Source organism: Novosphingobium sp. 9 (assembly GCF_025340265.1).
Classification (GTDB): Bacteria; Pseudomonadota; Alphaproteobacteria; order Sphingomonadales; family Sphingomonadaceae; genus Novosphingobium.
Genome location: NZ_CP022708.1, coordinates 188,072 through 214,432 on the forward strand (window position 1 = coordinate 188,072; position 26,361 = coordinate 214,432).

The window sequence follows — 26,361 nt, forward strand, 5'->3', positions numbered from 1 at the left end:
AGGCCGATATGACCGAGAATTTCCGGATGGACCGCCGTGCGTTGCTGGCCGTCGGCGCAGGAGCAGGGGCGCTTGCAGGGCTTGCGCCTTTGAGCGCAAGGGCTGCGGCAAAGGCGGCTGTAGCGAAAGCATCCACGCCATTTCCCAAAGGCTTCTTCTGGGGCGCCGCGACGGCACCGCATCAGGTCGAGGGGAACAACATCGCCTCGGACCTGTGGTTCCTCGAACATCAGCAACCGACCGTCTTTGCCGAGCCTTCGGGCGATGCGGTGAACAGTCTGGAATTGTGGCCGACCGATCTCGATATCGTGAAGGGGCTGGGCCTCAACAGCTATCGCTTCGGCATCGAGTGGGCACGGATCGAGCCGGAGAAGGGCCTGATCTCGCGCGGGATGCTCGATCACTACAAGGCGATGGTGGCCGGGTGCCGGGATCGCGGGATCGCGCCACTGGTGACGTTCAATCATTTCACCGCGCCGCGGTGGTTCAGCGCAATGGGCGGCTGGACCAATCCCGACGCGCCTGCGCTTTTCGCGAACTACTGCGACAAGGTCGCCCGCGCGATCGGCGCCGATATCGGCATGGCGATGACGCTGAACGAGCCGAACATCCTGCTGCTGCTGCGCAAGATCCTGCCGCCGCCGGTATGGGACGCGCAGCGCGCCACCGTGCAGGCCGCCGCCAAGCGTCTGGGCGTCGCGAGGTTCGTCTGCGCCAATGTGGCCGGGCCAGAGGATATCGACGCCATCGAGCATGGCCTTGCCGCCGGGCACAAGGCGGCGCGCGCGGCGATCAAGGCAGTGCGCGGCGATCTGCCGGTGGGCTTTACGCTCTCGATCATCGACGAGGAGGCGGCGGGCAAGAACTCGCTGCGCGATGCCGTTCGCCAAGAGCTGTATGGCATGTGGCTGGAGATCGCGAAGGGCGACGATTTCATCGGCGTGCAGAACTACGAACGCGCGGTCTGGAACGACAAGGGGCGTCTTCCGGCACCGGACGGTGCGGATCGCAACTGGTCGGGAACCGAGGTCTATGCGCCCTCGCTCGCCGGGGCTGTGAAGTACGCCCATGAAGCAACCGGCGTGCCGATCCTGGTTTCGGAGCATGGCGTCGGCACGGACGACGACACGCTCCGCGCCCGCTTCATTCCGGCGGCGTTGCGCGATTTGCGGCAGGTGATGGCCGATGGCGTGCCGGTGCTGGGCTATGTGCACTGGTCGCTGCTCGACAACTACGAGTGGATCTTCGGGTACAAGCCGCATTTCGGGCTGTGCAGTGTCGACCGCGAGACTTTCGTACGGACGCCCAAACCCAGCGCGCGGGTGCTGGGGGCGATCGCCGCGCGCGGATCGATCTAGGTCTTGTCGCGGGCTGGCGGTTGCGCCAGCCTGATGATCGCAGAAGAAAATATCGGCCAAAGCCTGCAACGGGCGGGGCTGGAAAAATCGGGAGTTGGAAATGTCGCGCAGGCGCTTTCGGATCATGCTTTGTCTCGCCAGTGGCCTTGTCGCCGCGCCCGTTCTGGCGGGGGAGCCTGCCACCTCGGGAAGCGCGCAGGCACCTGCCGCCACCGACAGCGTACTGGCGCAGGAGTTCCGCGATCCCCCGGCCTCTGCCCGCCCGCGCGTGTGGTGGCACTGGATGAACGGCAACATCACCAAGGATGGCATCGCCAAGGATCTGGCGTGGATGAAGTCCGTCGGTATCGGCGGTGTCCAGAATTTCGATGCCAATCTCCAGACCCCGCAGATCGTGGACAAGCGGCTGGCCTATATGACGCCTGAGTGGAAGGATGCCTTTCGCTTCGCGGTGCAGGAAGCGGACCGGCAGGGGCTGGAGTTTGCCATCGCCTCCTCGCCCGGCTGGTCGGAGACCGGCGGGCCGTGGGTCGCGCCCAAGGATGGCATGAAGAAGCTGGTCTGGTCGAGCGTCTCGCTCGCATCGGGGCAGCGACTGACCGGTGCGCTGCCCGCGCTGCCTGGCACGACCGGCCCCTTTCAGGACCTGCATCCTGCGCTCGGCATCGAGGAAATGATTTCCGGGCACCCTGCGCCCGCGGCGGGGCATTTCACCGGGAGTGGCCCGGTTCTGGCCTATTCGGTCTCCGAGGTGGCGGCATTGCCCATGCCTCAGGCGCACGACGGGCTGGGCAACGCGCTCGCCGCCGGTGCGCTGTCGGACAGCGATCTCGGCGCGGGGTCACGCTGGCGCGCAAGGACGGCACCGCGCCGGTGCTGCGGCTGGACTATCCGAAAGCCGTGACGATGCGCAGCGTCACGCTGTTCTTGCCGGACGTCGTAATTCCCTTTTCGGGTTCACCATTTCTTGCCGCTGTGGAGGCGAGCGAGGATGGCACGACCTGGACCAAGATCACCGACCTTACGCTCAGCGGTGTACCCACGACGGCCAGCTTTCCGGCGGTGACGGCTGCGCATTTCCGTGTCGTTCTGAACCCTGCGCCACTTCATGGCGGGCTGGGCTCTCCGGCACCGGGTGTGGCGATGGGGGGGCTGTTCGACGGCATCGGCGCGGCTATGGCGAAGAAGCCCCTGATCGTCGGCACTTTCGCGCTCACGTCGCAAGCGCGGGTGGACCGGTTCGAGACCAAGGCCGGTTTCGTGATGAGCCCGGACTATTATGCGCTGGGATCGGTGAACGATGCCGTACGTGGTATCGATGCCGCGAAGGTCATCGACCTGACGGACCGGGTGAAAGCGGATGGCACGCTTGACTGGACCGCGCCAAAGCTCCCCAAAGGGCAGTACTGGCAGGTCCTGCGGCTCGGCTGGTCGCTGCTGGGCACGACCAATCACCCGGCGACACCCGAGGCGACCGGTCTGGAAGTCGACAAGTACGACGGCAAGGCGGTGGAGGCCTATCTCGACCATTATCTGGGCATGTATCGCGAGACGGTGGGCGATGGCCTGATCGGCCAGCACGGCATCCGTGCACTGCTGACGGACTCGATCGAGGCGGGCGAGGCGAACTGGACGCCGCAGATGATCGCGAAATTCCGGGCCTTGCGCGGCTATGACCCCACGCCCTGGCTACCCGCGCTGACCGGTGTTCTCGTCGGCTCGCGTGAGGATACCGATCGCTTCCTCTACGATTATCGCCGCACACTGGCAGACCTGCTGGCCAGCGAGCACTACGGCACTATCGCGCGCGTTGCCCATGCCAACGGCCTCAAGCTCTATGGCGAGGCGCTGGAGGATCATCGCCCGATGCTGGGCGACGACATGACCATGCGCAGCCACACCGATGTGCCGATGGCGGCGATGTGGGCGTTCAACAAGGCCGAGGGGCCGCGCCAGTCGCTGGTCGCCGACATCAAGGGCGCTGCCTCGGTTGCGCACCTTTACGGGCAGAACCTTGTCGCGGCGGAATCGATGACCTCGCAGATGGCGCCCTGGGCTTTTGCGCCGAAGGATCTGAAGCACGTTATCGATCTGGAGTTCGTGACCGGCGTCAACCGCCCGGTGGTGCATACCTCGGTCCATGTCCCGGTGGATGACAAGAAGCCGGGCCTCTCGTTGTTTATCTTCGGGCAGTACTTCAACCGGATGGAGAGCTGGTCCGGCATGGCGAAGCCGTGGGTGGATTATATCTCGCGCTCCTCGCTGATGTTGCAGCAAGGGCGCAACGTGGCCGATCTGGCCTATTTCCATGGCGAGGAGGCGCCGCTGACCTCGCTCTATGGCGATAAGCCGGTCGCCGACGCGCCTGTTACCCATGCCTATGATTTCCTGAACTTCGATGCTCTGAACACGCTGCTGACCAATGACGGGACCGATGTCGTGACGCCCGCAGGCGCGCGTTATCGCGCGATCTATCTCGGCGGTTCGTCCAGCCGGATGACGCTGGCGGCGCTGCGTCGCCTGTCCGCTCTCGTTGAGGGCGGGGCGACGGTGATCGGCGAGAAACCGCAGCTTTCGCCCAGCCTCGTCGCCAGTGAGCAGGGCGAGGGCGCGCAGTGGATGAGCCTTGTCGACCGGCTGTGGCCGGGTGGCGGGCAGGCCATGATCGGCAAGGGCCGGGTTATCGCCTCGCACGACGTGGAAGGCGCGCTTGCGGGGATGGGCGTCGCGCCCGATTTCCGCTTCACCGGGGCCGCGGCGGGCGTGGCCATCCCCTTCGTCCATCGCCGCGACGACAAGGGCGATATCTATTATCTCTCGAACCCGGCCGACACCGCGCAGACCATCGAGGCGCATTTCCGCGTGACCGGAAAGCGCCCCGAACTGTGGCACCCCGAGACCGGAACGTCCGAGCCGGTAAGTTACCGGATCGTCGAGGGCGAGACGATCGTGCCGCTCTCGCTCACCGCCGATGACGCCGTCTTCGTGGTGTTCCGCGAACCGACCACGCAGGCTGGCTTTACCGTGCCCACGCCGGTTTCGCATGCCCTGGCGGGTGATCTCGACAGTGGCTGGAAGGTCGCCTTCCAGCCGGATCGCGGCGCTCCGGTATCAGCGAACCTGCCCCGGCTGGGTTCGTTGAGCGAAAGCGCCGATCCGGGTATCAAATATTTCTCCGGTGTGGCGACCTATTCGCGCCGCTTCACAGTCCCCGCGTCACACAAGGCCGGCACGCCCTTGTGGCTTGACCTTGGGCAGGTCGGCGATCTGGCTGCGGTTCGGGTCAACGGTGTCGCGGTCGGCACCGTCTGGCATGCGCCTTACCGGCTGGATATCGGCAAGGTGGTGAAGGCGGGCGCCAACACGCTGGAGGTGCAGGTCGCCGATACCTGGGTCAATCGCCTGATCGGTGATGCCCAACCCGGCGCGAAGGCGATCACCTGGACGGCGATGCCGACTTATCGTGCCGATGCGCCGCTGCGACCCTCCGGCCTTATCGGTCCGGTGCGCCTGTGGGAGGAAGGGAAGTGAGCGAGACGAGTGTTCTGCCGGTCGAGCCGGGCGCGATCTCTGCGTCCGACTTCATCCGCCGCGAGACGTTGACCAGTGTGGCGATCAACACCGTCCTCAGTCTGGCCTTTTTTCTCGTGGTGTTTCGTCTGGAGGCGCGAGTGCCGGTCTGGGGCCTTGGCAACCTCGTTTTCGATACTCTGCCGCAGAGCTTCATGATCACGCTGATGGGGGTACTGGTGCCGGGTCTGATAGCGCGCGCAAAGCGGCAGGCAGGCAAGGTTGAGGCGTTATCGGAGCGCTCGATCCTGCCGTATTCGCCATGGGTACGTGCGATCGCGATGGCGCTGGTCTCGGCGCTGGTCTGTTCGGCAATCGCGCTGGCGATATTCGCTGCCTTGGGCTGGCAGGACGTGAACTGGTGGTGCGCATTGGGTGGCAAGCTGGTTTTCGGTGCCATGCTGGCACTGGTTGTAACGCCTGTAGGTCTTCGGGCAGCACTGGTCCCACGGTGATTAGCATGCTTGGGCCAAGCGGCAGGTAATTAACTGTGCTGCCGTTTCGCTGGGACTATGGCAATACTAGCGGATCGGCTACATCGTCGCTTGATGACTGTATGTACCAGTTCGATAACAGCGGAGGCGATACGCAGCATCCTTAATCATTGTATTTTTGCGCAGTAAGTCATTGTCATGACGGCCAGATCCGGAGAACTGTCATCTGCAGGATAGCTTGTGATGATAGGTGAGGTCGGGGCTTAGGGCAACGGCACTTCGATCGTCGCTCCGGCCAACAGGGAGGGGTTCACCGAGTGGCAGTGGGTCTCGATCAAGAGGGAAGCAAGCGCCGGCATACCCGTTCTGACGGGATGCCCTGGGCGGATACGCCGCGCGAGGGGGAGAAAACAGGATAGGCTCCTCTTCGCGCGGCACAGGCGCAATCAGGTCAGGGCACCACGCAGCAGCCCCTTCACATCCTCGGCTCGGCCCGCAAGCACGGCCTTGGCCGAATAGAGCGCGGTGCCGAAAACCTGACTGGCCTGTACCTTGGGCGGCATCACCAGTTCCATGCGATCGGTAACGACATCGAGCAGTGCGGGGCCGGGCGTTGCCAGCCAGTCTCGCACGGCATTGTCCAGATCGCTGGCCTTTTCCACGCGCCGTGCCCAGAAGCCGATGGCCTCGGCAACCCGTGCGAAGTCGGGATTCTTGAGGTTGGTGTAGGAGTCGAGCAGCCCTTCGACCTTCTGTTCAAGCTCCACGAAGCCCAGCGAACTGTTGTCGAACACACAGACCTTGATCGGCAGGTCTTCCTGAATGGCGGTCAGCAGGTCGCCCAGCAGCATGGCAATGCCGCCGTCGCCCGAAAGCGAGATGACCTGACGGCCGGGGCAGGCTGCCTGCGCACCCAGTGCATTGGGCATGGCATTGGCCATTGTCCCATGCGTCAGCGAGATCACCGTGCGGTTCCGGCCGGTCGCAGGGACATGGCGCAGGCACCACACCATCGGGGAGCCGCCATCGGCCGTCCACACGGCGTCAGGCTGCGCGTGTCTGGCGATGGTCTCGGTCAGATACTGCGGATGGATCGGCACCTTGTCATTGGCCACGGCATGCTTGGACTGTTCGCTCTGGGCCTTGGCGTGATGCTTCAGGCACTGGTCGAGGAAGGCGCGATCATCCTTTGGGGTGATCATCGGCAGCAGCGCATCGAGCGTCGAGCGCACATCGCCGACTGCGGCGATGTCTACCGGATGGCGGCGACCAAGGTGGGTGCCGTCAAGATCGATCTGCAGGATCGTCGCTTTTTCGGGATAGAACTGGCGCCACGCGAAGTCACAGCCGAGCAGCAGCAGCGTATCGCACGCGGTCAGCGCGTGATAGCCCGCTTCGGAACCGAACACACCGGTCATGCCTACGAGGTAGGGGTTGTCGTGTTCCAGAAAATCCTTGGCACGCGAGGTATGCGCCACCGGCGCCTTCAGCTTTTCGGCCAGCGCGATCACCTGATCGTGGGCTTCATGCGTTCCCGAACCGCCATAGATCGCGACTTTTCTGCCGGCGTTCAGGGCTGTTGCCAGTTGCTCCAGTTCTGTCTGCGCAGGAAGCGTCCGCGGTGTCGCGCGATGGACGCGGAAGGCAGGCTCGTCGGGCGCCTTGGCGCTGGAGACGTCGGCAGGAACGATCAGCACCGCAACGCCTTTCTTCGCGATCGCGGCTTGTGCGGCCATCGCGGTCATGCGGCGGGCCTGTCCGGGTGTGCGGATCTCCTCGCAGAATACCGAACAGCTCTGGTAGATCGGTTTGTAGTCCACTTCCTGCGGGAAATCGAAGCCGAGTTCGTCGCGTACGATCTGGCTGGCGATAAGGACTACCGGCGCCCGGTTGCGATGACTGTCGAACAGGCCGTTGATAAAGTGCAGGCTACCGGGACCGCATGAACCGGCGCAGGCGGTGAGGTCGCCTGTCACCATGGCGTCGGCTCCTGCGGCGAACCCACCGGCTTCCTCATGGCGCATGTGAACCCAGCGGATTTGCGAGCGACGGATCGAGTCGGTGACATGGTTGAGCGTGTCACCCGGAACGCCGTAACAGCGGCGTACACCGGCCTGCTCCAGCGTTTCAACGATGACATCTGCGACGGTCTGGGACATGCGGGAAACTCCTTGGGGTCGGCCAAGCAAGTCTCGGGAGAGGTTAAGGTTTCATGCGTTGTCCGCAAGTGGGGATGAGGGAGGGGCATCTCCGGCTGCCTGCTGGAAAAGCAGTGCGCGCAGCCAGCCTTGCGTGGGGTCGCGGTGGCTTCGCTCATGCCACACGGCGATCTTGCTGAAGCCGGGCACGTCGATCGGCGGCGGATACGCCACGATGCCCGGAGCATGCCGGAAAAGCCGCGAAGGGGCGACCGTTACCAGATCGGTTGTGCGCAGCAGATCAGCGAGCGCCTGAAAGCTGCCGAGAGATGCCTGTACCCGTCGCGAGCGACCGATCGCGGCCAGGGCCGTGTCGGTCACGCCGGAGAAATCGTCGCCGCCCAGGGAAACCAGCGCATGATCGAGCGCGCAGAACGTGTCGAGGTCGGGCAATGCTCCGGCGACCGGATGATCGGCCCGCATCGCGACAACGTAATGCTCATCGAACAGGTGGCGGGAGCGCAGCGATCCCGGTGCCATCTGCGGCGTGGTCAGCGCCAGATCGAGGTCGCCATTGTCGAACCATGCGCCCAGTTCGACCTCGGGTACGGGTTGGACCGAAACCCGTATTCCTGGAGCAAGCGAGCGAAGGCGTGAAAGACAGGGCAAGGCAAGAGTGTGAAGCGCATAATCGGTCGCAGCAATACGCCATGTGCCTCGGGCGCTCGACGGGTCGAAAATGGGGGCTGGAACAGGCTGTCCAATTCGTCCAGCGCCTGCCGGAGCGGTGCAGCCAATTGCAATGCGCGCTCAGTCGGCACGATGCCGCGCTGCCCCCGAACGAACAGTGGGTCGGCAAACGCTTCCCTTAGCCGTGCGAGCATGCCGCTGACTGCCGGTTGCGACAAGTTGAGCCGACTGGCGGCCCGCGTCACGCTACGTTCGACCAGCAGGGCGTCGAGCGCTTTGAGGAGATTGAGGTCGAAAATCTTGATATCAGTCATGGCGATGACGATCATCCGGAGTCATAATTGGAATAATGGCTGAGCGAGGAGCAAATGAACAGCCGCAAGGTGAATACAGATGGTGTTCGCCATGAAATATCGAGTGAGATCCTACGATGAACGCCATTTTCTGGCCGGAAGGTTACATTCCCGGCTTTGCCGACAATTTTGCCTCGAACGAGATGATCGTGGCTGGACTCACCGCCGACCAGGTGTGGCCACTGTTGGCCAACGCTGAAGTGTGGCCGAGCTACTACGCGAATTGCGCTGACATTGCCTTCCCCGATGGGAATGGTCCGGTGCTTGCAGAGGGGACTCGTTTCTTTTTCCGCACCTTCGGCTTTCCTGTCGATTGCGAAGTGACCGAATATGTTGCTCCGCAGGCTGGAGCGCCGGGCCGTGTCGCGTGGCATGGCTGGTCGGGTGAGGGCGATGAGCGGCTTGACGTGCATCATGCTTGGTTGATCGAAGATATTGAGGGCGGCCGGGTGCGCGTCCTCACGCAGGAAACCCAGAACGGCAACCCTGCAAAGGCGCTGGCGGCAGCCGTGCCGAACCCGATGATCAATGGCCATGATGAATGGCTGCGCGGGATGCTCGCTGCTGCGCGCGAGGGTTTGGCGCAAGCTTGAGGAATAAAGCGTGCGGACGAAGGGGTATTCCCGTCGTCCGCACGTTCATTTCTTACCAGGCGTGCGGCTCGCCGGTCCACTTGTACAGGCCGCCTGACATGTCCGGCGTGAGCCGCCCGGCAAGAGCGACGATGCCCGACGCGCTTTCCTGCGGCGTAATGTCGGCGCCGGGGCCACCCATGTCGGTCTGCACCCAGCCCGGATGGACGCTGATGGCGATGATGCCGCGATCCGTCGTGCCGGTCGCGACCTGCTGCGTCAGCTTGTGCACTGCGGCCTTGGACGTGCAGTAGATTTCCGCGCCCGGATGCGTCCAGGTCGATGCGCCCATCTGGCTGCCGAAATTGACGACCCTGCTGCCTTCGCGGAGCCGGGGAAGGAACGCCTGAAACACGCGCATCGGGCCGATGACGTTGACGTTCAGGACGCCCAGCCATTCGTCGAAATCGGCATGCTCGACCTGCGATGCGCGCGGGCCCAGAACGCCAGCCACATTATACAGGATATCGACCGGCGTATCTCCGGTATCGGCCGTACCTTGCCGCACCGATTCGTCCTCGGAAACATCCATGGCATGAAGCGTGATGAGGCCCTCGCTGTCGGCAGCCAGCGCGTTGAGTTCGGCGGCGCCATCGGGATCGCGGAGCAGGGCGAAGATGCGATCGCCCTTGGCAAGGTGGAGCTTCACGATTTCGAGCGCGATGCCGCGCCCCGCGCCGGTAATGGCGATATTGGCCATGATGAAAATCCCTTGAGTGACAGGCCGGGCAGGATATGCCCTTGGGCCAAGCGGTTGAAGAGGCTACAGGTTCCTTCCGACCTCATGCGTTCGATATCGGACAGGACAGCGTTTTGGAAAGGATGCGGCTTTCCTTGACTTTTCGGCAGCCGATGCCTAGTTGCCGTCCTTTCCGAACTCTCGAATTTTCACGGAGTGCCCATGGCGCGCGTTACTGTCGAAGATTGCGTCGACAAGATCCCCAACCGTTTCGACCTGGTCCTGCTGGCTGCGCAGCGTGCGCGCGAGATCTCGGGTGGTGCGGAACTCACGCTCGAGCGCGATCGTGACAAGAACCCCGTCGTCGCCCTTCGCGAGATCGCGGAAGAAACCGTGACGCCCAAGATTCTCAAGGAAACGCTGGTCACCTCGATGCAGCGTTACCTGCCGGAAGACGATGACGAGATGGACGATGTCGGCTCGCTGAGCCAGTCGGCCGAAGCGCTGCGCATCACGGCTTCGGCGCCGACGCGCAACACCTCGCTGGGCGCCGATTACGACGGTTGATCCCCGGCACTTGACCTTGCCGGGATGAGGCGCAAGTCTCTTCCCGGTGAAGGACAAGAACCGAAAACTTCCCCGGATCGCAGGGTTCGCCATGGGCGGCGTGCGAAAGCCGGATGAAGCCGCCAGACATCCTGGTGAGCAGGACGCTGATGGCGCGCTTGCACCTGCTGGTGCGACGATCGCCGTGTACAGCGTCAAAGGTGGCGTCGGAAAGACGACCTTCGCGGCCAACCTTGCCTGGTGTTCCAGTGCAATGACCGGGCACCGTACCTTGTTGTGGGATCTCGATGCCGCAGGCGGATCGGGATTTCTCTACGATCTTCAGCCACAATCGACGCATCTTGTCGAAGAGGTCTTCACGCGCGGCCGTGCCGTTGCGAAGCTGATCCAGCATACCTCTTATGCCGGGCTGGATGTGCTGCCGGCCGATGACAGCATCCGTGCGCTCGATTCCCGGCTCCTGCAGATCGGCAAGCGCAAGCGACTGGCGCGGCTGACCGAGGAACTGACGCAGCATTATCCCCGCGTAGTGCTGGATTGCCCGCCGGTGATGAACGAACTGTCCGCCCAGATCATTCGCGCGGCCGATCTCGTGATCGTGCCGTTGCCGCCTTCGCCGCTTTCGGCGCGGGCGCTTGATCTGGTGGTCCGTGAGATCGCCGGGGCTGGAAAACGACACCCGCCGATCCTGCCTGTTCTCTCGATGCTCGACTTGCGTCGCGGTCTCCACCGGGAAGTGCGCGCCGCGCAGCCGGAGTGGCCCTCGGTGCCCTATGCCAGCGTGGTTGAACAGGGTGCCGTGCAGCGTCAGCCGGTAGGCGTATTGTCGCCGAAAAGCGCAGCGGCGCAGGCGTTTGCCGGTCTTTGGTCCGCGATCGAGCGCAAGTTGCAGGGTGGCCGTGCCGGAGGCTTCGCCGAACTCTAGACCTGCATTGCGCTGCAGCGATCCGTACGGCACACTCGCGACCAGCGGATTGCTGGGGGCGATGATGAGTGCAGGGGAAGGACTGGCGGAACTGGGGCAGGGGGCGTTGCTTTCGGCGGCTGTGGACGGCGGTGGTGTCGAACCGCACGGTGCGCAAAGCGATGGCCATACCCATGAAACGGCCTGCCTCAACTGCGGGACGGGGCTGATCGGCTCTCACTGCCATGTCTGCGGGCAGGCGGCGCATGTCCACCGGACGCTGGGCGCGTTCTTCCACGATCTGCTGCACGGCGTCTTCCATTTCGAGGGGCGGGTCTGGCGCACGCTGCCCTTACTGGTTTTGCATCCGGGGCGACTGACGCGGCAATATATCGCGGGTAAACGGGCGAGTTACGTGTCGCCGATCGCGCTGTTCCTGTTCTTCGTCTTCGTGATGTTCGCGGTGTTCCATGCCGTGGAAGACCACGAGGGCGGACACGCCACAGCGGCAGTATCAGACCCTTCCGCCATCGAGAAAGCCATATCCACCAGTGAGTTGAAACTTGGCCAGTTGAAGGCTGAACGGGGCCGACTGATCGCCGCCGGGCGCGATACCGATCAGATTGACAAGCAGATCGACAATGCCCAGGATGGCCTTGATGTCCTGCATGGCACGCGCGATGCCCTGTCGGACAAGGGCGGGAATCTGGTGGCCAGCGGGACGTCGATTTCGCAACTCGACAAGACATTGCGCCCGCGTATCGTCGGCGCGATCCGCAAGTTCCAGAGCAATCCCGACCTCGCGATCTACAAGATACAGACCTATGCCTACAAATACAGCTGGGCGCTGATTCCGATTTCGGTGCCTTTCCTTTGGCTGCTTTTCCCGTTCTCCCGACGATACCACTTGTACGATCACACCGTTTTCGTGACGTATTCACTGTGCTTCATGACACTTCTGGTGATCGTGGCGATGCTCTGCTCGGCCATTGGCTGGGGAGGGCTGGTGGGTGTGCTCGTCTTCCTTCCGCCGCTGCACATGTATCGACAGTTGCGCGGTGCCTATCTGGTCAGCCGCTGGGGTGCGCTCTGGCGAACGGGCATGCTGGTGTGGTTCGCGGCGATGGCCCTGACGCTGTTTTTCGTGATGATCATGGCGCAGACCAGCTTTTGAGCGGTTTTCGCCCGCTTGCGAGTAGTGTCGGCACCGTTTGAAGCGTAGAGGTGCGTCCGGCAGGGCAGAGCACATGTCCGCCATGGTCAAGCCGACCCGCCTGTCGCTTTCGCGAACCGATTGCCCAAAGCAAAGGGGCGTCGGACCCTTGGTCCAACGCCCCTTCCTGCATTCTCCATGAAGGAGAACCGTGGTTCGTTCATCCGGTTCCCGTTCGGTGGAACGGACCGGAAAATTTCACCGTCAGATACCCTGCGCTGCCGGGCCGCCGGAGAAGCGCTTGCCCGCCTTGGGGATCGACGAGCCACGCACGGCCACGGGCTTGCCCGCAGCCAGCGTCATGTCGCCGGGGCGGTCGAGCTTGCCGGTTTCCAGCAACTGCTTGATGTCATCGCCTGTCAGCGTTTCGTATTCCAGCATCGCCAGCGCCAGCGTGTGGAGTTCCTCGTTGCGATCGGTGAGGATCTGCGTCGCGCGGGCGTGGGCGTTGTCGACCAGTTCGCGGATCTCGCTGTCGATCAGCTTGTTGGTCTCGTCCGATCCCATGATGCGCTGCGAGGCGCCCATGCCGAGATAGCCTTCCTGCTGGTCTTCGTACTGGAGCGGACCGAGCTTGTCGGACATGCCCCATTTCGTGACCATCGAGCGGGCGAGGCCGGTGGCGTACTGGATATCGCCTGAGGCGCCCGAGGAGACCTTGTCGTAACCAAAGATCAGTTCTTCGGCGACACGGCCACCCATGGCGACCGAGAGGTTCGCCAGCATCTTGTCGCGGTGATACGAATAGCTGTCACGCTCAGGCAGGCGCATGACCATGCCCAGCGCGCGACCGCGCGGGATGATCGTGGCCTTGTGGATCGGATCGGACGCCGGTTCATGCACCGAGACGAGCGCGTGGCCCGCTTCGTGATAGGCGGTCATCTTCTTCTCGTCCTCGGTCATGACCATCGAGCGGCGTTCCGCGCCCATCATCACCTTGTCCTTGGCGTCCTCGAACTCCTGCATCGCGACGAGGCGCTTGCTGCGGCGCGCGGCCAGCAGTGCGGCTTCGTTGACGAGGTTGGCGAGGTCCGCACCCGAGAAACCGGGCGTGCCGCGTGCGATCACGCGCGGGTTCACGTCGGGCGCCAGCGGCACCTTCTTCATGTGAACGGCCAGGATCTTCTCGCGACCATCGATGTCGGGCACCGGCACCACGACCTGACGGTCGAAACGGCCGGGGCGCAGCAGCGCGGGATCGAGCACATCGGGGCGGTTGGTCGCCGCGATGATGATGATGCCCTCGTTCGCCTCGAAGCCGTCCATCTCGACGAGCAGCTGGTTCAGCGTCTGCTCGCGTTCGTCGTTCGAGTTGCCGAGGCCCGAGCCGCGATGACGGCCCACGGCGTCGATCTCGTCGATGAAGACGATGCATGGCGCATTCTTCTTGGCCTGCTCGAACATGTCGCGCACGCGGCTTGCGCCGACGCCGACGAACATTTCGACGAAATCCGAACCCGAGATCGTGAAGAACGGAACGCCTGCCTCCCCGGCGATGGCGCGGGCGAGCAGGGTCTTGCCGGTGCCGGGCGAGCCGACCAGCAGCGCGCCCTTGGGAATCTGGCCGCCGAGCTTGGAGAAGCGGCCCGGATCGCGCAGGAACTCGACGATCTCTTCGAGTTCCTCGCGTGCTTCGTCGATACCGGCAACGTCGTCGAAGGTGACGCGACCGGCGCGTTCTGTCAGCAGCTTGGCCTTGGATTTTCCGAAGCCCATCGCCCCCGAACCGCCGCCCTTCTGGACCTGTCGCAGTGCGAACACGGCAATGCCCAGAAGCAGCAGGAATGGCAGGAAATTGGCGAGCACATACAGCAGCATACTGCCTTGCTCGGGCGACTTGCCAGCATAGCGCACGTCATGGTCCTGAAGTAGCTGGACCAGTGAAGTGTCGTTGGCGACAGGAATGGTCGAGAAATTCTCGCCGTTCTTCAGCTTGCCGTCGATGCGGTCGTCGCCGATATCGACGGAGGCGACGGTGTCCTGCGCGACTTTGGCGCGGAAGTCCGAATAGGGGATCAGCGGGCCGCTTTCGGCACGTGATCCGAACATCGATACCACCAGAAGCAGGGCCAGGAAGATACCGCCCCATACGAAGAGGCTCTTCACCCAGGGATTGCCGTTAGGCTGGTCGTCGTTGTTCATCTTGGAGGGAATCCGTCCTTTCTCCTCGCCAATGTAGGCGCCTTGGAGTGAACTGCAAGTTAGCGGGCGTCACCAAGATACGCTTGTCCCTGATCCGGCGCGGGAAGAGCGGCAAGAAGCCGTGCCCGCGCAAGGTCTTTCGGGCGCCCGAAGCTCAGAAAAAGAGCGTGAAGTTCAACACGTGAGGGGATGTAGAGCCTTGCGCCGGAAAGATCGATCGAAACGCGGGTTTGCGGCATTACGCGATTCCATTTCGGTCCATCTGGCCGCTGGAAATCCCGCGCGTGAAAGTCTGCCATGAAATCGACAGGTAGAGCGGTAGATTGCCAGGTGGCGAAGCGGGCCGAACGGAAGCGCTCGTTCGCCGTGCCGGGGCCTACGGCGAGCCCTAGGCGCGGCAGGATCGTGTTGGCGTCTGGAACCGAAAGCAGCACATCGACATCGGCCACCTCGATCGGCGCGGCACCGTGCAATGCGGCGGCAGCGCTGGCGATGATCCACCAGCGCTCGCGCGCTCCGGTCATGATCGCGGCGACATCAAGCAGAGTGTTGCGCAGGGCAGGAGCGAGGTCTGGAAGTGGCACGGGGCTCATGTATGCGGAAGCAGGTGTTCGTGCGGCAAGGTGAGCGTGGAGACCACGCCGCAGGGGGCATCGCCTTCGGATCGGTCATTTTCGAGCAGCAGTTCTGCGCTCAGTTGGTGTGCCATGACATGAGACAGGCGCAAGCCGACGCTGGTGGCGGCCTGCCCGTCGAAAGCGGACGGCAGGCCGGGGCCCCGATCCCGCACACGGATGGAGATCCCGCCGGAGGCAGCATCATGAAGGCAGTGGATGTGGACCGTGCCGACATGATCCGGGCAGCCATGCTCGACCGCGTTGGCGATCGCTTCTGCAACAATCAGCGCCACTGGAATTGCGGCACCTTGTCGCAAGGCCCGGCCCGAATGGGCTTCGACGTGGATGGTCACGCCGGCATGAGTGGTGGCGATGGCAAGTTTCGTCGCAAGGTCGGTAATGAAGGTGTCCAGCGGCACGTCGTCGCCGTGGTGGCGATAGAGTTCGCGTTGGATGTTGCCGATCACCTGCAGGCGCCGGGCGGCATCGTCCAGTGCAGCGCGCGCGGCGGGATCGCTCAGTCCACGCTGTTGCAGCGATAGCATGGCGCCGATCATCTGCAGATTGTTGCCGACACGGTGCTGGAGTTCCTGAAACAGGACTTCCGCACGGGTCGCCAGCCGTCCGCGCTCTTCCGCAAGGTCGTGTACGGTCTCGCGCGCGGCGCTGAGGCGACGGTTCGCGGCCTGCATCAGGTGAACGAGCGCGATATCGACTGCCACGACGAAGCCGTAGAAGCTCAGCGCGACCTGCGTCCGCGCGTCGAACGTGAAGCTCCCGCGCGGAGCAATGAAAAAGTACCATGCGAAAATGCCGCAAACCAGCGCGGCGGCGATGCCGGGGCGCGGCCCAAACAGGAACGATGTCAGGATCACGGCAGGGAAAAAGGTCAGGTAAGGGTAACCCGGTGGGAAGGCAGCATCGAGTTGCCAACGCAGAGCAAGTGCAACAAGGCTGAGCACGACAGCAAAGGCATATCCGGCAGCTGGCTTGTCCGGCAGCAGCGGCAGGCGTTCTATCAAGGTCGGGTGCTGACCCAATCGTTGCTCCCTTCAGCCGTGGCCGGAAGCGGACATCGCCCGTCCTTGCGGTGCTTTCATGTCAGTCGGGCAGATGGCGACCGTTTTTCAACCGAAAAGACGGTCGGCGCGGCGTTTTGTTCCGCCGCTGCCGGTCTTGCGGAGTATCGGGGTAATGAATACCTTCTAAACAGGTATAACTGAAAGGCCGCACATGCCCGACAGCACATCTTTGGGAACGTTCCTGCGCGATCGGCGCGAACGCATGGACCCGCAGGATTTCGGCTTTCCGGCGGGCCGTCGCCGCACGCCGGGGCTGCGGCGCGAGGAACTGGCCCAGCTCGCGAACATCAGCGCCACCTGGTACACTTGGCTTGAGCAGGGACGCGGCGGGGCGCCGTCTGCGGACGTGCTCGACCGTTTGGCGCGCGCGATGCTGCTGACCGATGTCGAGCGCGAGCATCTGTTTCTCGTCGCGCTGGGGCATGCGCCCGACGTGCGGGTAAAAGCGGTCGAGGACCCGCAAGGCGTGACGCAGCGCTTGCAGGGCGTGCTCGATGCGCTCGATCCGGCTCCGGCCATGATCAAGAACGCCCTGTGGGATATCATCGCGTGGAACCGCGCGGCGAGCGTCGTTCTGACGGATTACGCCACCATTCCGCCGCGCGATCGCAATGTGCTGCGCATGATGTTCCGCGATGACCGGGTGCGCGGCCATCAGGAGAACTGGGAAAGCGTGGCGCGCATGGTGGTCGCGGTGTTTCGTGCCGATGTGGCGCGTGCAGGGGCGCAGGACCGAGCGCAGGCGCTGGTCGACGAGATGTGCGAGACCAGCGCGGAGTTTCGCCGCCTGTGGCACGACCGCGACGTCAGCGCTTTCGGCGGCGGGATCAAGCGTATCCGCCATGCCGAACTGGGCGAGCTGGCGCTGGAGTTTTCAGGGTTCGCAGTGGATGGGCGGACCGATCTGGCGATGATCGTCTACAACCCCGTCGATCCGGCGGATCGCGATCGCATCCGGCAACTTTGCGCAAGCCGCGCGACAGAAAAAGTTCTCGAATCAGTAGCGTGAGCGCGCGGTGGAGGGGCGGATGCCCTTGCGCCCGATCATGCTGCATTGCGGTGTATGGGCGATGAATTATGCACAGCCCACCGTTCACCGCGCGACGAACCGTGCAAGACGAACGGCAACCTTCCGGGTCGGCAGGTGTCCCGGTTACACTCTCCTGCCTATAACTTTCTCCCATGAAGTGGGTTCCCGCAGCAGCTCTGATCGCGTCGCTCTTTGCAACGCCCGTTATGGCCTCGCCGCTGCAGTGCGCGCCCTATGCCCGCGAACATTCCGACGTCGACCTGCACGGCAATGCCGCCACCTGGTGGACGCAGGCCGCCGGCACTTACGAGCGTGGCCACGATCCGCGCACCGGTGCCGTTCTGGTGTTCAAGGCCACCGGCTCGATGCCCTACGGCCACGTCGCGGTGATCGAGAAGGTCGTCGATGCGCGCCACGTCATCCTCAACCACGCCAACTGGTCGCGCCCCGGCATGGTCGAGCGTGACGCGATGGCAGAGGACGTCTCGGCAGCGGGGGACTGGTCGGACGTGCGCGTGTGGTACAGCCCGACGCATTCGCTCGGCCTGCGCCCGAACGCGGCCTTCGGCTTCATCTACGGCCCGGAAGAAGCAGATGTCCCTGCGGCAGATACCGCCATCGCCAGCAGCGATGCGGATACGGCCTCTTCGGCGGGCTGATCGCAACAGCTCACCCTCATACGAAAAGGCCCGCGCGGATCGCTCCACGCGGGCCTTTTCGTATGAGGGGCACTGAGCCCGAAGATTGCAATCAGTCGTCCGAGCCGTACTGGTTGGCGCGCAGGTCGTCGTGCGCGAGGTCCGAGAACTTGGTGATCCGCGCCTCGAAGCGCAGGCGCACCTTGCCGGTGGCGCCGTGGCGCTGCTTGGCGATGATGAGTTCGGAAAGTCCGGTGACTTCCTCCATCTTCGCGCGCCAGCTTTCCCACTTGTCCTTCACGTCGGGCGTATCGGTATCGCTGGGGAATTTCGGCTCGGTCGCCTTCACGTAATAGTCTTCGCGGAACACGAACCAGACCATGTCCGCGTCCTGCTCGATCGAGCCCGATTCACGAAGGTCGGACAGCATCGGGCGCTTGTCTTCGCGCTGTTCCACCGCACGCGAAAGCTGCGAGAGCGCGATCACCGGAACGTGCAGTTCCTTGGCCAGCGTCTTCAAACCGCGCGAGATTTCGGAAATTTCGTTCACGCGGTTGTCGGTGGCACGGCCCGAGCCCTGCAACAGCTGGAGATAGTCGATCACCACCAGCCCGATATCGTGGCGGCGCTTGAGGCGGCGCGCGCGGGTGCGCAGGCCCGCAATGGTGAGGCCCGGCGTATCGTCGATATAGAGCGGCAGCTCGGCAAGGCGCTGGCTGGCGAACGAGAGCTGCTGGAAGTCCTCGCGGCTGATCTTGCCCATGCGCAGCGCTTCGGAACTGATACCCGATTGCTCGGCAAGAATACGCGTCGCCAGCTGGTCGGCGCTCATTTCGAGGCTGAAGAAGGCGACGGCCGAGCCGACCGACTTCTCGGTGGTGATGCCGTCGGCATGGTCGCGCTGAAGGCGATCCGCCGCGTTGAAGGCGATGTTGGTGACGAGCGAGGTCTTGCCCATGCCGGGACGTCCGGCAAGGATGATAAGGTCGGAATCGTGCAGGCCGCCGATCTTCTCGTTTACCGAATTGAGGCCGGTGGTCTTGCCCGAGACGTGGCCGCCCGAATTGAACGCCTTTTCGATCGCCTGGATCGCGGTGCGGGTGGCAACGCCGAAGCTCTGCGCCTCGCTCTGCGTCGCGGCGCCTTCGGCCACCTTGTAGAGCGCGGCTTCGGCGCGTTCGACCTGCTCCAGCGGCTCGACCGATTCCGAGGTGTCCATCGCGCTTTCGACGAGGTTGCGCCCCACCGAGATCAGCTCGCGCAGCAGGGCGAGGTCGTAGATCTGGTCGGCCAGTTCGCGCGGCGCCAGCAGGCCCTGTCCGTCTGCGGTCAGGCGGGCAAGGTAGCCCACGCCGCCCAGCGCCTTCAGCGCCTCGTCCGATTCGAAGTAGGGACGCAGCGTGACCGGCGTCACGACTGCCTTGCGATCGAGCAGGTTGAGCACGCGCTCGTAGATGCGGGCATGGACCGGCTCGAAGAAGTGCGCAGGCGTCAGCTGCGTCTGCAGTTCCTCGATCACCCGGTTGTCGATCAGCACTGCACCCAGGAAGGCGGCCTCGGCCTCGACGTTGGAGGGCAGGGTGCGTCCCTGCTCGCCCGCGGAACTGCCGGAATCGCCGGGGGCTGCCGCTGCCGAAGGGACGGCGCGTACGAGAGTGCTTTCGGATGCCATAAGGGTTGCAACCATGCGCGCGAACCGGCCCGGCTTCAAGCTGCGGCCCGGATGATTTGTTTCCACAGGGTGTGGACGGAGAGGGACAGGTCCGTCCGGCGGCCATTTGCCCCTGCCGCTTTTTCAGGTGCCGCTCCCTTGCCGCATACCCCTGTGACCGCGTAAGGCTTCGAGGATCATGGCCGATCCGCGCATCTCCCACATCGAACTCGACGAGGCGACCATTCTGTGGCGCAACGCAGATATCGAGCAGGAGCGGCGGATTGCGATTTTCGACCTGATCGAAGACAGCGTTTTCAAGCCCTTGCGTGCGTTCGAGAGCGGCCATGAAGGGCCTTACCGCCTGCACCTTTCGGTCCGCGACGGGCGGCTGTCGATGAAGATCGCCGACGAGGCGGGCGCGGAAGTCGAATCGCTCTTGCTCGGCCTTGCGCGGTTCCGGCGCTCGATCCGCGAATATTTCGCGATCTGCGAGAGTTACTATCAGGCCATCCGTAAGGCGACGCCGCAGGAGATCGAGACGATCGACATGGCCCGCCGCTCCATCCACAACGAGGCGGCGGAAATCCTGATCGAGCGTCTCGACGGCAAGATCGAGACCGATTTCGTCACTGCGCGGCGGCTGTTCACGCTGATCTGCGTCCTTCATATCCGGGGCTGAAGAATACCGATGGCTCGCAAGAAGCGCCGGGTCGGGCAGGCCCGACTGATCCTGATCGTCGTCATCGTGCTGGCGCTGCTGGCGGCGGTCGGCAGCGGCATTGCCTGGTGGCACCTGCGCCACTGGACCCCGCCGCATGACGCCTATCCGATGCAGGGCGTGGAAGTGAGCGATGCCGATGGCGATATCGCCTGGGATTCGCTCAAGGCCATCGGCGTGAAGTTCGCCTATATCGATGCGAGCGCCAGCGCCTTTGCGCGCGATCCGCGCTTCGTCGCCAATCTGGAGCACGCGCGCGCAGCCGGCTTGCAGGTGGGCGCGGTGCATCTTTACGACCCGTGCCAGCCCGCGCAGAACCAGGCGGCGAACTTCGTCGTCACCGTGCCGCGCGATCTTACCATGCTGCCGCCTGCGGTCGAGCTGGACCGCCTTGCGGACGATTGCCCGGTGCACGTCAGCGAGGCCAAGGTCGAGAGCGAGCTGATGACCTTCCTCAACCAGATCGAGACGCACACCGGAAAGCCCGTGATCCTGAAGGTTACGCCGCGCTTCCAGTCCCGCTACGACATCTCCGCAAAGCTCGATCGAAACCTGTGGCTGGTGCGCGATCGCGTGCAGCCCGACTATGCCGGTCGTCCCTGGACGATGTGGACCGCCAATTCCGACTACCTCAACGAAGTGACCGAGCACGGTTTGCGTTGGGTCGTCGTCCAGCCCTGAGGGATGAGATCATGAGCGAAGAGACGGCCCGCCTGCAACGCGACGCCCTGCTGGCCACCGCCCGCGAGGCCGCGCGTGGGGCCTATGCGCCTTATTCGAAGTTCCATGTCGGTGCGGCGCTGCTGCTGGAAGACGGCACTGTCGTCACCGGCGCGAATGTCGAGAATGCCAGCTATGGCCTCTCGCTCTGCGCCGAGACGGTGGCGATCGCCAAGATCCTGTCTACCGGCAAAACGCCGAAGCTGGAGGCGGTTGCCGTCACCGGCGGTCTGGCAGGGGCGCCGGGCGCGGGCGACACGGTGACGCCGTGCGGACGCTGCCGTCAGGTGCTGAACGAACTTGCCCAACTGGGCGGGACCGATCCGGTCGTGTGGAGCGACGGCGCCGAGGGTCCGCTGGAAATGCGCCTGTCAGAGATGTTGCCCCACGCCTTCGGTCCGGCGCATCTGGGGATTACGGGGCGGGGATAACCTCATATCGTCATCCCAGTCCTTCGCTGGCGCTCAGGATAAACTGCCCTGCGGGCAAGCTGGGATCGTCGTGAATTTAGCGCGACATTGAGAGCGGTCCCAGCCTTCGCTGGGACGACGGTGTGGGGGAGGGCAAACCTCCCCCGATTTCACTGACGCAGGGACGATCCCGGCGCATTGCCCGGCAGCACGCCCACGAAGGGCGCATCAGGAGCGGGCTGCTTCGTCTCCAGCCCTAACACCGTCTGCAACAGCATCCAGCCCGAAGTGAACCCGCGCCGGGTGTCGTCGCAGACCGGGCAGGCGCCCCAGTCCCGCGCGAGGCGAGCGAGGGAGCGCTGGCGGCCGACTGAACCTTCGAGATCGCTGACCAGGAACGAGCGGAACGGCAGTTCGCGGCGCGGCACTGCGCCGAAGCGGGCAAGGCGTTCGTCGGCGCCGGGCAGGTCGAGGTCCGGCGGGTTGACGATGATGGCGCCGGTCACGGCGTTTTCGGGACCTACGGCCTCGAATTCCACCCACCAGGCCAGCGCCAGTGCGGCGATATCCTCGGTCACGATCACCACGGGCCGGTCGGCCCGCTGGATCGCGAGGTTCAGCTTGTTCACCCAGGTATTGCGGTGCGGTTCGTCCCACAGCCCGAGTTCGAGGATCTGCGCATCGGCACTCCAGCGGCTCCAGCGCGTCATCCAGTGCCCTTCGGTGAGCGGGGCGCCCGGCACCATCAGGATCAGCGGTTGGTGGGCATGGTCTTCAGGGTAACGGTAGATCGTCATCGGCTCTCTCCACATGCTGTGCGGAAATGGGCCCGGTCGACTCTGTTTACGTCCCGAGTGAGAGCAAATTTATCATAACTGATATGGTAGACAATAGCCTTGCGGCGATCCGAAGAGGCGATGCGCCGAAAGGACAGGCGCGGTTCGGCCGATAGACAGCCGAACCGCGCGAAACCTCAGTTTTCGTAGCCGACCAGCCATTCCAGCAGCGTCGCCATGCAGTCGCGACCCAGCTGCGCCGAGCGCTCCGGGCTCCACGCCTGTGCGGCATCGGGGGCGTCGTCGTTGTCCTTGAAGGGCATTTCCAGTGTCATCGAAACCGCGCCGAATCGTTCCGCCAGCTGGTTCGTCGACATGGTGAGATTGGCCGCACCTGCGCGCGCTTCGGGATAGCCGAGCTTGCGCTGGAAATCGGGCGTGCGGCGGTCGAGCAGTTCGGCGTAGCGGTCATAGCCCGCCTGCTGGGTGTCCTTGTGCGAGGGGATGCCGTGGAACCCTGCCAGGAACACCGCCGGAATCGCCTCGTCGCCGTGGACGTCCATCGCAAAGTCGACGCCGGTCGCGTCCATCGCATTGCGGATCGCCAGCACTTCGGGCGAACGCTCGGGCGTGGGCTCGGCCCATTCGCGGTTGAGGTTCACGCCCGCGGCGTTGGTGCGCAAGTGGCCGCGGAACGAGCCGTCCGGATTGGCATTGGGCACGACATGGAACGAACAGCGGCGGCGCAACTCGCGGCCCACGGAGTTCGCCGGATCGGCCAGCACGTCGAGCGCGCCTTCCATCCACCATTCGGCCATCGATTCGCCGGGATGCTGGCGGGCATAGAGCCACACTTGCGTCGGACCCTCGCCCATTTCGAGGCAGTCGATCGCGCGCCCGTCAAGCGTGGTGCCCAGCATGCGATGCGAGACGCCGGGGGCGGCGGCGACGACGTCGGCGATCAGGTCGTCATGGCGCTCCAGCGAATAGGGCGCGAAATAGGCGAACCAGGCAAGATCGCCTTCCGGGCGATAGCGGATCGTCAGCGTGCCGCCCTCGACGGTGGCGTCATAGCTGGTTTCGGCAAGGCCCCAGAACTGCCGGTCTTCCGAAACGCGCGCCTTGTAGGCGGGCCAGCCCAGCGGATAGGCAGACTTGCCAAGATCGGTGATCCGCAGCGTCAGATCCTGCCCCTTCGCGCCCGCGACGCGGAAGTGGAACCACTGGTAGAACTCGCTCTGGTGATCGTGGCGAACCGCAAGGCGCGCCTCGGTGCCATCAATGGAGAGGACTTCGATATTGCCGGAATCGAAAGCGGAGGTGATCTGGATCTGGGTCATTTGACCTCGATAGTCTCGCCGGAGTTGCCGGGGAACCCCTTGAGCAGGGCCTGTGCCATCTTCGCAGCACCCAGCGAGGTCGTTGCGAGCGGGGAATCCCCGCGCACGACAAAGCTGGCGCGGCCTTCCCACACGGTGGGGCCGTCGGCGTTCTGACGGATGAAGACGTGCAGGCGCGTCGCGACGGCGGGCTTGGGCCGTCCGGCAAGGTTGATGCCGATGCCCATTCCCATGCCCGAGCCATAGCTGCCGGTGCTGCCGCCGAGGCCTACCGAAACCGGGCTGCGCCTTGGCGCCGGAAGGGCGGTTTCGCGCTCCAGTGTGAGGATCGCCACCTGTCCACCGTCACCGCTGGTATAGCCGACAGCGTTCAGTTCACGGGCGAGCGCGGTGGCATAGTCGCGGTACTCGATGGATTGCGCATCCATGCCGGGGCCGGGAACGACCCGGATCGCGCCGCGCGCGATCGGCGCGGGCGTCACATGAAAGCGCGTGACCGAAACCGGCCCGACGGGCGCCGCGCATCCGCCTGCCAGCAGGGTTGCGGCCAGTGCTGCCGTGGTTGCCACCAGAATGCCTTGCCGCATCGAACCTCTCCTGAATTGAGCAACCGATGTGGGGTGTCTGCGTGCCGGAGGCAAGCAGTGTCTCCGGCGTATAGGGCTCACGGCTTGCCGGGCGTATCCGCCTTGGGGAAGTCGTCGAACAGCGCTTCGGATAGGCGGTTGGCGATCTTGGTTTCGGTCCAGCCGTCGTCGCCATCGCGGGTGGCGATGGTGGCATAGCCTTCCCACAGGGGCTTGCCGGTGGCCTTGTCGAGAATGCGCACGTCGAGGCGCGTGGAGACGAGGGCGGAGCGCGGCTTGCTGAGATCGACATTGATCGCAAGGCCATAGGCGGAGCCATAGTTGCTCACGCCCATCGCGGCGCTGCCGCTGATCGGGTTCTTCTTCTGCTCGGCAGGGCCAGTTCGTGGCGGCTGACGCGCACTTCCACCGACTGGCCGGTGTCGGCATGCGGATGGGTGGTGTCGTAGCCGGCGCCGACCAGCGAATCGATCACGGCCGCCTCGAAGGTCTGGCGGTCGTCCTGCGCGACCAAGTTGGCACTGTCCGATTCGCCGCCTGCACCGTCCTTGGCTGCATCCGAGGCGATGGTGGCCATGCCGTGGCCCAGTTCCTGCGCGGCATCGGGCGAGGCCAGGAAGCGGCTGACCGAAATCTTGCCCTCGCGCGGGTCGAAGCTGCGGGTGGGAATGCCCGGCGAATCGAAGGGGCCAGCGCCCCAGCCGTTATAGCCCCAGGGATCGTTCCAGCCACCGGCGCCCCAGCCACCGCCCCAACGCCCCCGCTGCGCCTGTGCAGCGACGGGAATCGTGGTGATCGTGGCGGCAAGACCGGCCAGCAGGGCCACGCGCGTCAGTCTGGAAGAGGCAGTTTTGGACATGGCTGGAAGGCTTTGCTGGTTGTGGCGAAAAAGACCGGCTTGGTTACGAGCGTGTTTGTGCATATAGGGCAAGCGTGCCTTGCCGACAAATGAACGCCTGTCGCAAGTTGTGCCGGAGCCGCGATGGAAAAGCGGTGCCGTGCTTGACTTTGCCGGGCGGCACCGGTAACGGCGCGGCTTCGATTTTCCGGCGGTCGGTAACCGCCCGACCAACGCAGACGAGATAGACCCATGAAGATTCGTAACAGCCTCAAGTCGCTCAAGGGCCGCCATCGCGATAACCGCGTGATCCGCCGCCGTGGCCGTACTTACGTGATCAACAAGACCAACCGCCGCTTCAAGGCGCGTCAGGGCTGATCCAGTCTGCCTGCTCCTGCGTCACCACGCGGGAGCATTTCGGCGGACGGCTCCGTTCCGACGACAGGAGGCCCCCGCCTGACCGCGGGGGTCTTGTGATGTCTGCAGTTGCCGATTTTGCCGGGGGCGGGGCCCTTCAAGTCGATGCGGTGGTGTTCGACGTGGGCCGGGTGCTGGTCCAGTGGGACATGCGCCGCCTGTTCGCGCGGGTGATCGACGATCCGGCGCACCTCGACTGGTTCTGCTCGACGGTGATCACCGAGGAATGGCACGCGCGCCATGATGCGGGCGAGGAACTCGCTGACCTCGTGGCCGAGCGCAAGGCGCTCTATCCCGGCAATGACCTGGCGATCGACGCCTACGCCACCCGGTTCCTCGAGACGATCCCCGGCAACGTGCCCGGCAGTCACGAGATCGTGCGCGAACTGGCCGCGCGCGGCACGCCGCTGTTTGCCATCACCAACTTCGCGACGCCCTTCTGGCGCGAATATCGGGCCAGCGAATCGCTGTTCGACCTGTTCGGCGATATCGTCGTCTCGGGCGACGAAAAGCTTGCCAAGCCGGACCCGGCGATCTTCGATCTTGCCGCGCGTCGCTTCGGCCATGCCCCGCAGCGCATGCTGTTCATCGATGACAATGCGGCGAACATCACGTCGGCTGCAAAGCTGGGCTGGCAGGTGCATCATTTCGCGGATGCACAAGGGCTTCGCGCCGACCTGACCGCGCGCGGATTGCTGGCTGTCGAGGCTCCTGCCGGTAACGACGTGTCTTAAAGGCAATTAACGACTGAAATAGTCGTAATTCCGCCTTCGCAATTTCTGCATTTTTATTTCGCAGGCGCGGCGGAACCGCTTGGCAAGCCCGTTTCCTTGTTGCATCACAAGGTCAAACGG

Annotated in this window: 28 protein-coding genes; 15 read left to right on the top strand and 13 right to left on the bottom strand. The window is 64.2% G+C overall.

Annotated features, from left to right (window positions below; genetic code table 11):
- Positions 1-8 precede the first annotated feature (8 nt).
- The 4 genes from CI805_RS15440 to CI805_RS15450 all read left to right on the top strand — a co-directional run bounded on the left by CI805_RS15440 (position 9) and on the right by CI805_RS15450 (position 5,383).
- Positions 9-1,358 carry a family 1 glycosylhydrolase gene (locus CI805_RS15440; protein ID WP_260929012.1) on the top strand — a complete coding sequence of 450 codons (1,350 nt, stop codon included), beginning with the start codon at positions 9-11 and terminating at the stop codon, positions 1,356-1,358.
- Between the two features lie 124 nt (positions 1,359-1,482).
- Complete coding sequence (locus CI805_RS20935) at positions 1,483-2,262, top strand: glycosyl hydrolase (protein ID WP_313958584.1); 780 nt, start codon at positions 1,483-1,485, stop codon at positions 2,260-2,262.
- Entirely contained in the window at positions 2,232-4,889 is a 2,658-nt protein-coding gene (locus tag CI805_RS15445) for a glycosyl hydrolase (RefSeq protein WP_313958585.1), read from the top strand. Before CI805_RS20935 ends, CI805_RS15445 begins: the two co-directional genes overlap by 31 nt.
- Positions 4,886-5,383 (top strand): hypothetical protein, encoded by a 498-nt coding sequence (locus CI805_RS15450; protein WP_260929013.1) that lies wholly within the window; start codon positions 4,886-4,888, stop codon positions 5,381-5,383. The genes CI805_RS15445 and CI805_RS15450 overlap by 4 nt, the downstream gene beginning before the upstream one ends.
- Positions 5,384-5,808: 425 nt before the next feature.
- Here CI805_RS15450 and CI805_RS15455 read toward each other — a convergent pair whose 3' ends face one another.
- Genes CI805_RS15455 through CI805_RS15465 form a run of 3 tightly spaced genes read right to left on the bottom strand, consistent with a single transcriptional unit; the run spans position 5,809 to position 8,519 of the window.
- The gene (locus CI805_RS15455; RefSeq protein ID WP_260929014.1) at positions 5,809-7,521 is read right to left on the bottom strand and encodes a thiamine pyrophosphate-dependent enzyme; all 1,713 of its coding nucleotides are present in this window, start codon (positions 7,519-7,521) and stop codon (positions 5,809-5,811) included.
- Between the two features lie 51 nt (positions 7,522-7,572).
- Positions 7,573-8,169 (bottom strand): LysR substrate-binding domain-containing protein, encoded by a 597-nt coding sequence (locus tag CI805_RS15460; protein WP_260929015.1) that lies wholly within the window; start codon positions 8,167-8,169, stop codon positions 7,573-7,575.
- Positions 8,052-8,519 carry a LysR family transcriptional regulator gene (locus CI805_RS15465; RefSeq protein WP_260929016.1) on the bottom strand — a complete coding sequence of 156 codons (468 nt, stop codon included), beginning with the start codon at positions 8,517-8,519 and terminating at the stop codon, positions 8,052-8,054. The genes CI805_RS15460 and CI805_RS15465 overlap by 118 nt, the downstream gene beginning before the upstream one ends.
- A 101-nt stretch (positions 8,520-8,620) precedes the next feature.
- Between CI805_RS15465 and CI805_RS15470 the strand changes: the two genes are divergently transcribed.
- On the top strand, positions 8,621-9,136 hold the full coding sequence (locus CI805_RS15470; RefSeq protein ID WP_260929017.1) for an SRPBCC domain-containing protein: 516 nt from the start codon (positions 8,621-8,623) through the stop codon (positions 9,134-9,136).
- Between the two features lie 52 nt (positions 9,137-9,188).
- Here CI805_RS15470 and CI805_RS15475 read toward each other — a convergent pair whose 3' ends face one another.
- The gene (locus CI805_RS15475; protein ID WP_260929019.1) at positions 9,189-9,875 is read right to left on the bottom strand and encodes an SDR family NAD(P)-dependent oxidoreductase; all 687 of its coding nucleotides are present in this window, start codon (positions 9,873-9,875) and stop codon (positions 9,189-9,191) included.
- A 201-nt stretch (positions 9,876-10,076) separates the two neighbouring features.
- Here CI805_RS15475 and rpoZ point away from each other — a divergent pair, with 201 nt between their 5' ends.
- From rpoZ to CI805_RS15490, 3 genes are read left to right on the top strand one after another with little or no spacing between them, the layout of a single operon-like run.
- Positions 10,077-10,421, top strand: a complete 345-nt coding sequence (rpoZ, locus tag CI805_RS15480) for a DNA-directed RNA polymerase subunit omega (protein ID WP_260929020.1) — start codon at positions 10,077-10,079, stop codon at positions 10,419-10,421.
- Between the two features lie 46 nt (positions 10,422-10,467).
- Positions 10,468-11,346, top strand: a complete 879-nt coding sequence (locus CI805_RS15485; protein WP_260929021.1) for a ParA family protein — start codon at positions 10,468-10,470, stop codon at positions 11,344-11,346.
- Positions 11,315-12,499, top strand: a complete 1,185-nt coding sequence (locus CI805_RS15490; protein ID WP_260929023.1) for a DUF3667 domain-containing protein — start codon at positions 11,315-11,317, stop codon at positions 12,497-12,499. The genes CI805_RS15485 and CI805_RS15490 overlap by 32 nt, the downstream gene beginning before the upstream one ends.
- Positions 12,500-12,742: 243 nt before the next feature.
- On the opposite strand, the gene ftsH is transcribed toward CI805_RS15490, so the two are convergent.
- The 3 genes from ftsH to CI805_RS15505 are packed head-to-tail and all read right to left on the bottom strand — an operon-like array spanning position 12,743 to position 16,337.
- Entirely contained in the window at positions 12,743-14,680 is a 1,938-nt protein-coding gene (gene ftsH / locus CI805_RS15495) for an ATP-dependent zinc metalloprotease FtsH (protein ID WP_260929025.1), read from the bottom strand.
- A gap of 59 nt (positions 14,681-14,739) precedes the next feature.
- Positions 14,740-15,264 carry a hypothetical protein gene (locus CI805_RS15500; protein WP_260929027.1) on the bottom strand — a complete coding sequence of 175 codons (525 nt, stop codon included), beginning with the start codon at positions 15,262-15,264 and terminating at the stop codon, positions 14,740-14,742.
- A gap of 5 nt (positions 15,265-15,269) precedes the next feature.
- Positions 15,270-16,337 (bottom strand): sensor histidine kinase, encoded by a 1,068-nt coding sequence (locus CI805_RS15505; protein WP_260929029.1) that lies wholly within the window; start codon positions 16,335-16,337, stop codon positions 15,270-15,272.
- 193 nt (positions 16,338-16,530) lie between these two features.
- Between CI805_RS15505 and CI805_RS15510 the strand changes: the two genes are divergently transcribed.
- The gene (locus CI805_RS15510; RefSeq protein ID WP_260929030.1) at positions 16,531-17,388 is read left to right on the top strand and encodes a helix-turn-helix transcriptional regulator; all 858 of its coding nucleotides are present in this window, start codon (positions 16,531-16,533) and stop codon (positions 17,386-17,388) included.
- A 173-nt stretch (positions 17,389-17,561) separates the two neighbouring features.
- Entirely contained in the window at positions 17,562-18,068 is a 507-nt protein-coding gene (locus tag CI805_RS15515; RefSeq protein WP_260929031.1) for a CHAP domain-containing protein, read from the top strand.
- Positions 18,069-18,159: 91 nt separating this feature from the next.
- Here CI805_RS15515 and CI805_RS15520 read toward each other — a convergent pair whose 3' ends face one another.
- Positions 18,160-19,719, bottom strand: coding sequence for a replicative DNA helicase (locus CI805_RS15520; RefSeq protein ID WP_260929032.1), 1,560 nt, complete (start codon positions 19,717-19,719; stop codon positions 18,160-18,162).
- 178 nt (positions 19,720-19,897) lie between these two features.
- On the opposite strand from CI805_RS15520, the gene CI805_RS15525 reads away from it, so the two are divergent.
- From CI805_RS15525 to CI805_RS15535, 3 genes are read left to right on the top strand one after another with little or no spacing between them, the layout of a single operon-like run.
- A complete protein-coding gene (locus CI805_RS15525; RefSeq protein ID WP_260929033.1) occupies positions 19,898-20,380 on the top strand; it encodes a UPF0262 family protein in 483 nt (160 codons plus the stop codon).
- A 9-nt stretch (positions 20,381-20,389) separates the two neighbouring features.
- Positions 20,390-21,100, top strand: coding sequence for a glycoside hydrolase family 25 protein (locus tag CI805_RS15530; RefSeq protein ID WP_260929034.1), 711 nt, complete (start codon positions 20,390-20,392; stop codon positions 21,098-21,100).
- A gap of 11 nt (positions 21,101-21,111) precedes the next feature.
- Complete coding sequence (locus CI805_RS15535; RefSeq protein WP_260929035.1) at positions 21,112-21,570, top strand: cytidine deaminase; 459 nt, start codon at positions 21,112-21,114, stop codon at positions 21,568-21,570.
- 149 nt (positions 21,571-21,719) lie between these two features.
- On the opposite strand, the gene CI805_RS15540 is transcribed toward CI805_RS15535, so the two are convergent.
- The 5 genes from CI805_RS15540 to CI805_RS15560 all read right to left on the bottom strand — a co-directional run bounded on the left by CI805_RS15540 (position 21,720) and on the right by CI805_RS15560 (position 25,111).
- The gene (locus tag CI805_RS15540; protein WP_260929037.1) at positions 21,720-22,346 is read right to left on the bottom strand and encodes an RBBP9/YdeN family alpha/beta hydrolase; all 627 of its coding nucleotides are present in this window, start codon (positions 22,344-22,346) and stop codon (positions 21,720-21,722) included.
- 176 nt (positions 22,347-22,522) lie between these two features.
- Complete coding sequence (locus CI805_RS15545) at positions 22,523-23,665, bottom strand: M14-type cytosolic carboxypeptidase (RefSeq protein WP_260929039.1); 1,143 nt, start codon at positions 23,663-23,665, stop codon at positions 22,523-22,525.
- Positions 23,662-24,252 carry a DUF4136 domain-containing protein gene (locus CI805_RS15550; protein WP_260929041.1) on the bottom strand — a complete coding sequence of 197 codons (591 nt, stop codon included), beginning with the start codon at positions 24,250-24,252 and terminating at the stop codon, positions 23,662-23,664. The genes CI805_RS15545 and CI805_RS15550 overlap by 4 nt, the downstream gene beginning before the upstream one ends.
- A 77-nt stretch (positions 24,253-24,329) precedes the next feature.
- Entirely contained in the window at positions 24,330-24,581 is a 252-nt protein-coding gene (locus tag CI805_RS15555) for a DUF4136 domain-containing protein (protein WP_260929042.1), read from the bottom strand.
- Positions 24,578-25,111 carry a hypothetical protein gene (locus CI805_RS15560; protein ID WP_260929044.1) on the bottom strand — a complete coding sequence of 178 codons (534 nt, stop codon included), beginning with the start codon at positions 25,109-25,111 and terminating at the stop codon, positions 24,578-24,580. Before CI805_RS15560 ends, CI805_RS15555 begins: the two co-directional genes overlap by 4 nt.
- Positions 25,112-25,342: 231 nt before the next feature.
- On the opposite strand from CI805_RS15560, the gene ykgO reads away from it, so the two are divergent.
- Together ykgO and CI805_RS15570 are read left to right on the top strand one after the other, a co-directional pair.
- Positions 25,343-25,468, top strand: a complete 126-nt coding sequence (ykgO, locus tag CI805_RS15565; protein WP_004210176.1) for a type B 50S ribosomal protein L36 — start codon at positions 25,343-25,345, stop codon at positions 25,466-25,468.
- Between the two features lie 98 nt (positions 25,469-25,566).
- The gene (locus CI805_RS15570; protein WP_260929064.1) at positions 25,567-26,241 is read left to right on the top strand and encodes an HAD family hydrolase; all 675 of its coding nucleotides are present in this window, start codon (positions 25,567-25,569) and stop codon (positions 26,239-26,241) included.
- Positions 26,242-26,361: the final 120 nt, after the last annotated feature.

Excerpts from the sequence above, each read along its gene's own strand:
- CI805_RS15440 (WP_260929012.1), top strand. The coding sequence starts at position 9 with ATGACCGAGAATTTCCGGATGGACCGCCGTGCGTTGCTGGCCGTCGGC.
- CI805_RS20935 (WP_313958584.1), top strand. The coding sequence starts at position 1,483 with ATGCTTTGTCTCGCCAGTGGCCTTGTCGCCGCGCCCGTTCTGGCGGGG.
- CI805_RS15455 (WP_260929014.1), bottom strand. The coding sequence starts at position 7,521 with ATGTCCCAGACCGTCGCAGATGTCATCGTTGAAACGCTGGAGCAGGCC.
- CI805_RS15465 (WP_260929016.1), bottom strand. The coding sequence starts at position 8,519 with ATGATCGTCATCGCCATGACTGATATCAAGATTTTCGACCTCAATCTC.
- CI805_RS15470 (WP_260929017.1), top strand. The coding sequence starts at position 8,621 with ATGAACGCCATTTTCTGGCCGGAAGGTTACATTCCCGGCTTTGCCGAC.
- CI805_RS15475 (WP_260929019.1), bottom strand. The coding sequence starts at position 9,875 with ATGGCCAATATCGCCATTACCGGCGCGGGGCGCGGCATCGCGCTCGAA.
- rpoZ (WP_260929020.1), top strand. The coding sequence starts at position 10,077 with ATGGCGCGCGTTACTGTCGAAGATTGCGTCGACAAGATCCCCAACCGT.
- ftsH (WP_260929025.1), bottom strand. The coding sequence starts at position 14,680 with ATGAACAACGACGACCAGCCTAACGGCAATCCCTGGGTGAAGAGCCTC.
- CI805_RS15510 (WP_260929030.1), top strand. The coding sequence starts at position 16,531 with ATGCCCGACAGCACATCTTTGGGAACGTTCCTGCGCGATCGGCGCGAA.
- CI805_RS15515 (WP_260929031.1), top strand. The coding sequence starts at position 17,562 with ATGAAGTGGGTTCCCGCAGCAGCTCTGATCGCGTCGCTCTTTGCAACG.
- CI805_RS15520 (WP_260929032.1), bottom strand. The coding sequence starts at position 19,719 with ATGGCATCCGAAAGCACTCTCGTACGCGCCGTCCCTTCGGCAGCGGCA.
- CI805_RS15525 (WP_260929033.1), top strand. The coding sequence starts at position 19,898 with ATGGCCGATCCGCGCATCTCCCACATCGAACTCGACGAGGCGACCATT.
- CI805_RS15530 (WP_260929034.1), top strand. The coding sequence starts at position 20,390 with ATGGCTCGCAAGAAGCGCCGGGTCGGGCAGGCCCGACTGATCCTGATC.
- CI805_RS15535 (WP_260929035.1), top strand. The coding sequence starts at position 21,112 with ATGAGCGAAGAGACGGCCCGCCTGCAACGCGACGCCCTGCTGGCCACC.
- CI805_RS15540 (WP_260929037.1), bottom strand. The coding sequence starts at position 22,346 with ATGACGATCTACCGTTACCCTGAAGACCATGCCCACCAACCGCTGATC.
- CI805_RS15545 (WP_260929039.1), bottom strand. The coding sequence starts at position 23,665 with ATGACCCAGATCCAGATCACCTCCGCTTTCGATTCCGGCAATATCGAA.
- CI805_RS15550 (WP_260929041.1), bottom strand. The coding sequence starts at position 24,252 with ATGCGGCAAGGCATTCTGGTGGCAACCACGGCAGCACTGGCCGCAACC.
- CI805_RS15560 (WP_260929044.1), bottom strand. The coding sequence starts at position 25,111 with ATGTCCAAAACTGCCTCTTCCAGACTGACGCGCGTGGCCCTGCTGGCC.
- ykgO (WP_004210176.1), top strand. The coding sequence starts at position 25,343 with ATGAAGATTCGTAACAGCCTCAAGTCGCTCAAGGGCCGCCATCGCGAT.
- CI805_RS15570 (WP_260929064.1), top strand. The coding sequence starts at position 25,567 with ATGTCTGCAGTTGCCGATTTTGCCGGGGGCGGGGCCCTTCAAGTCGAT.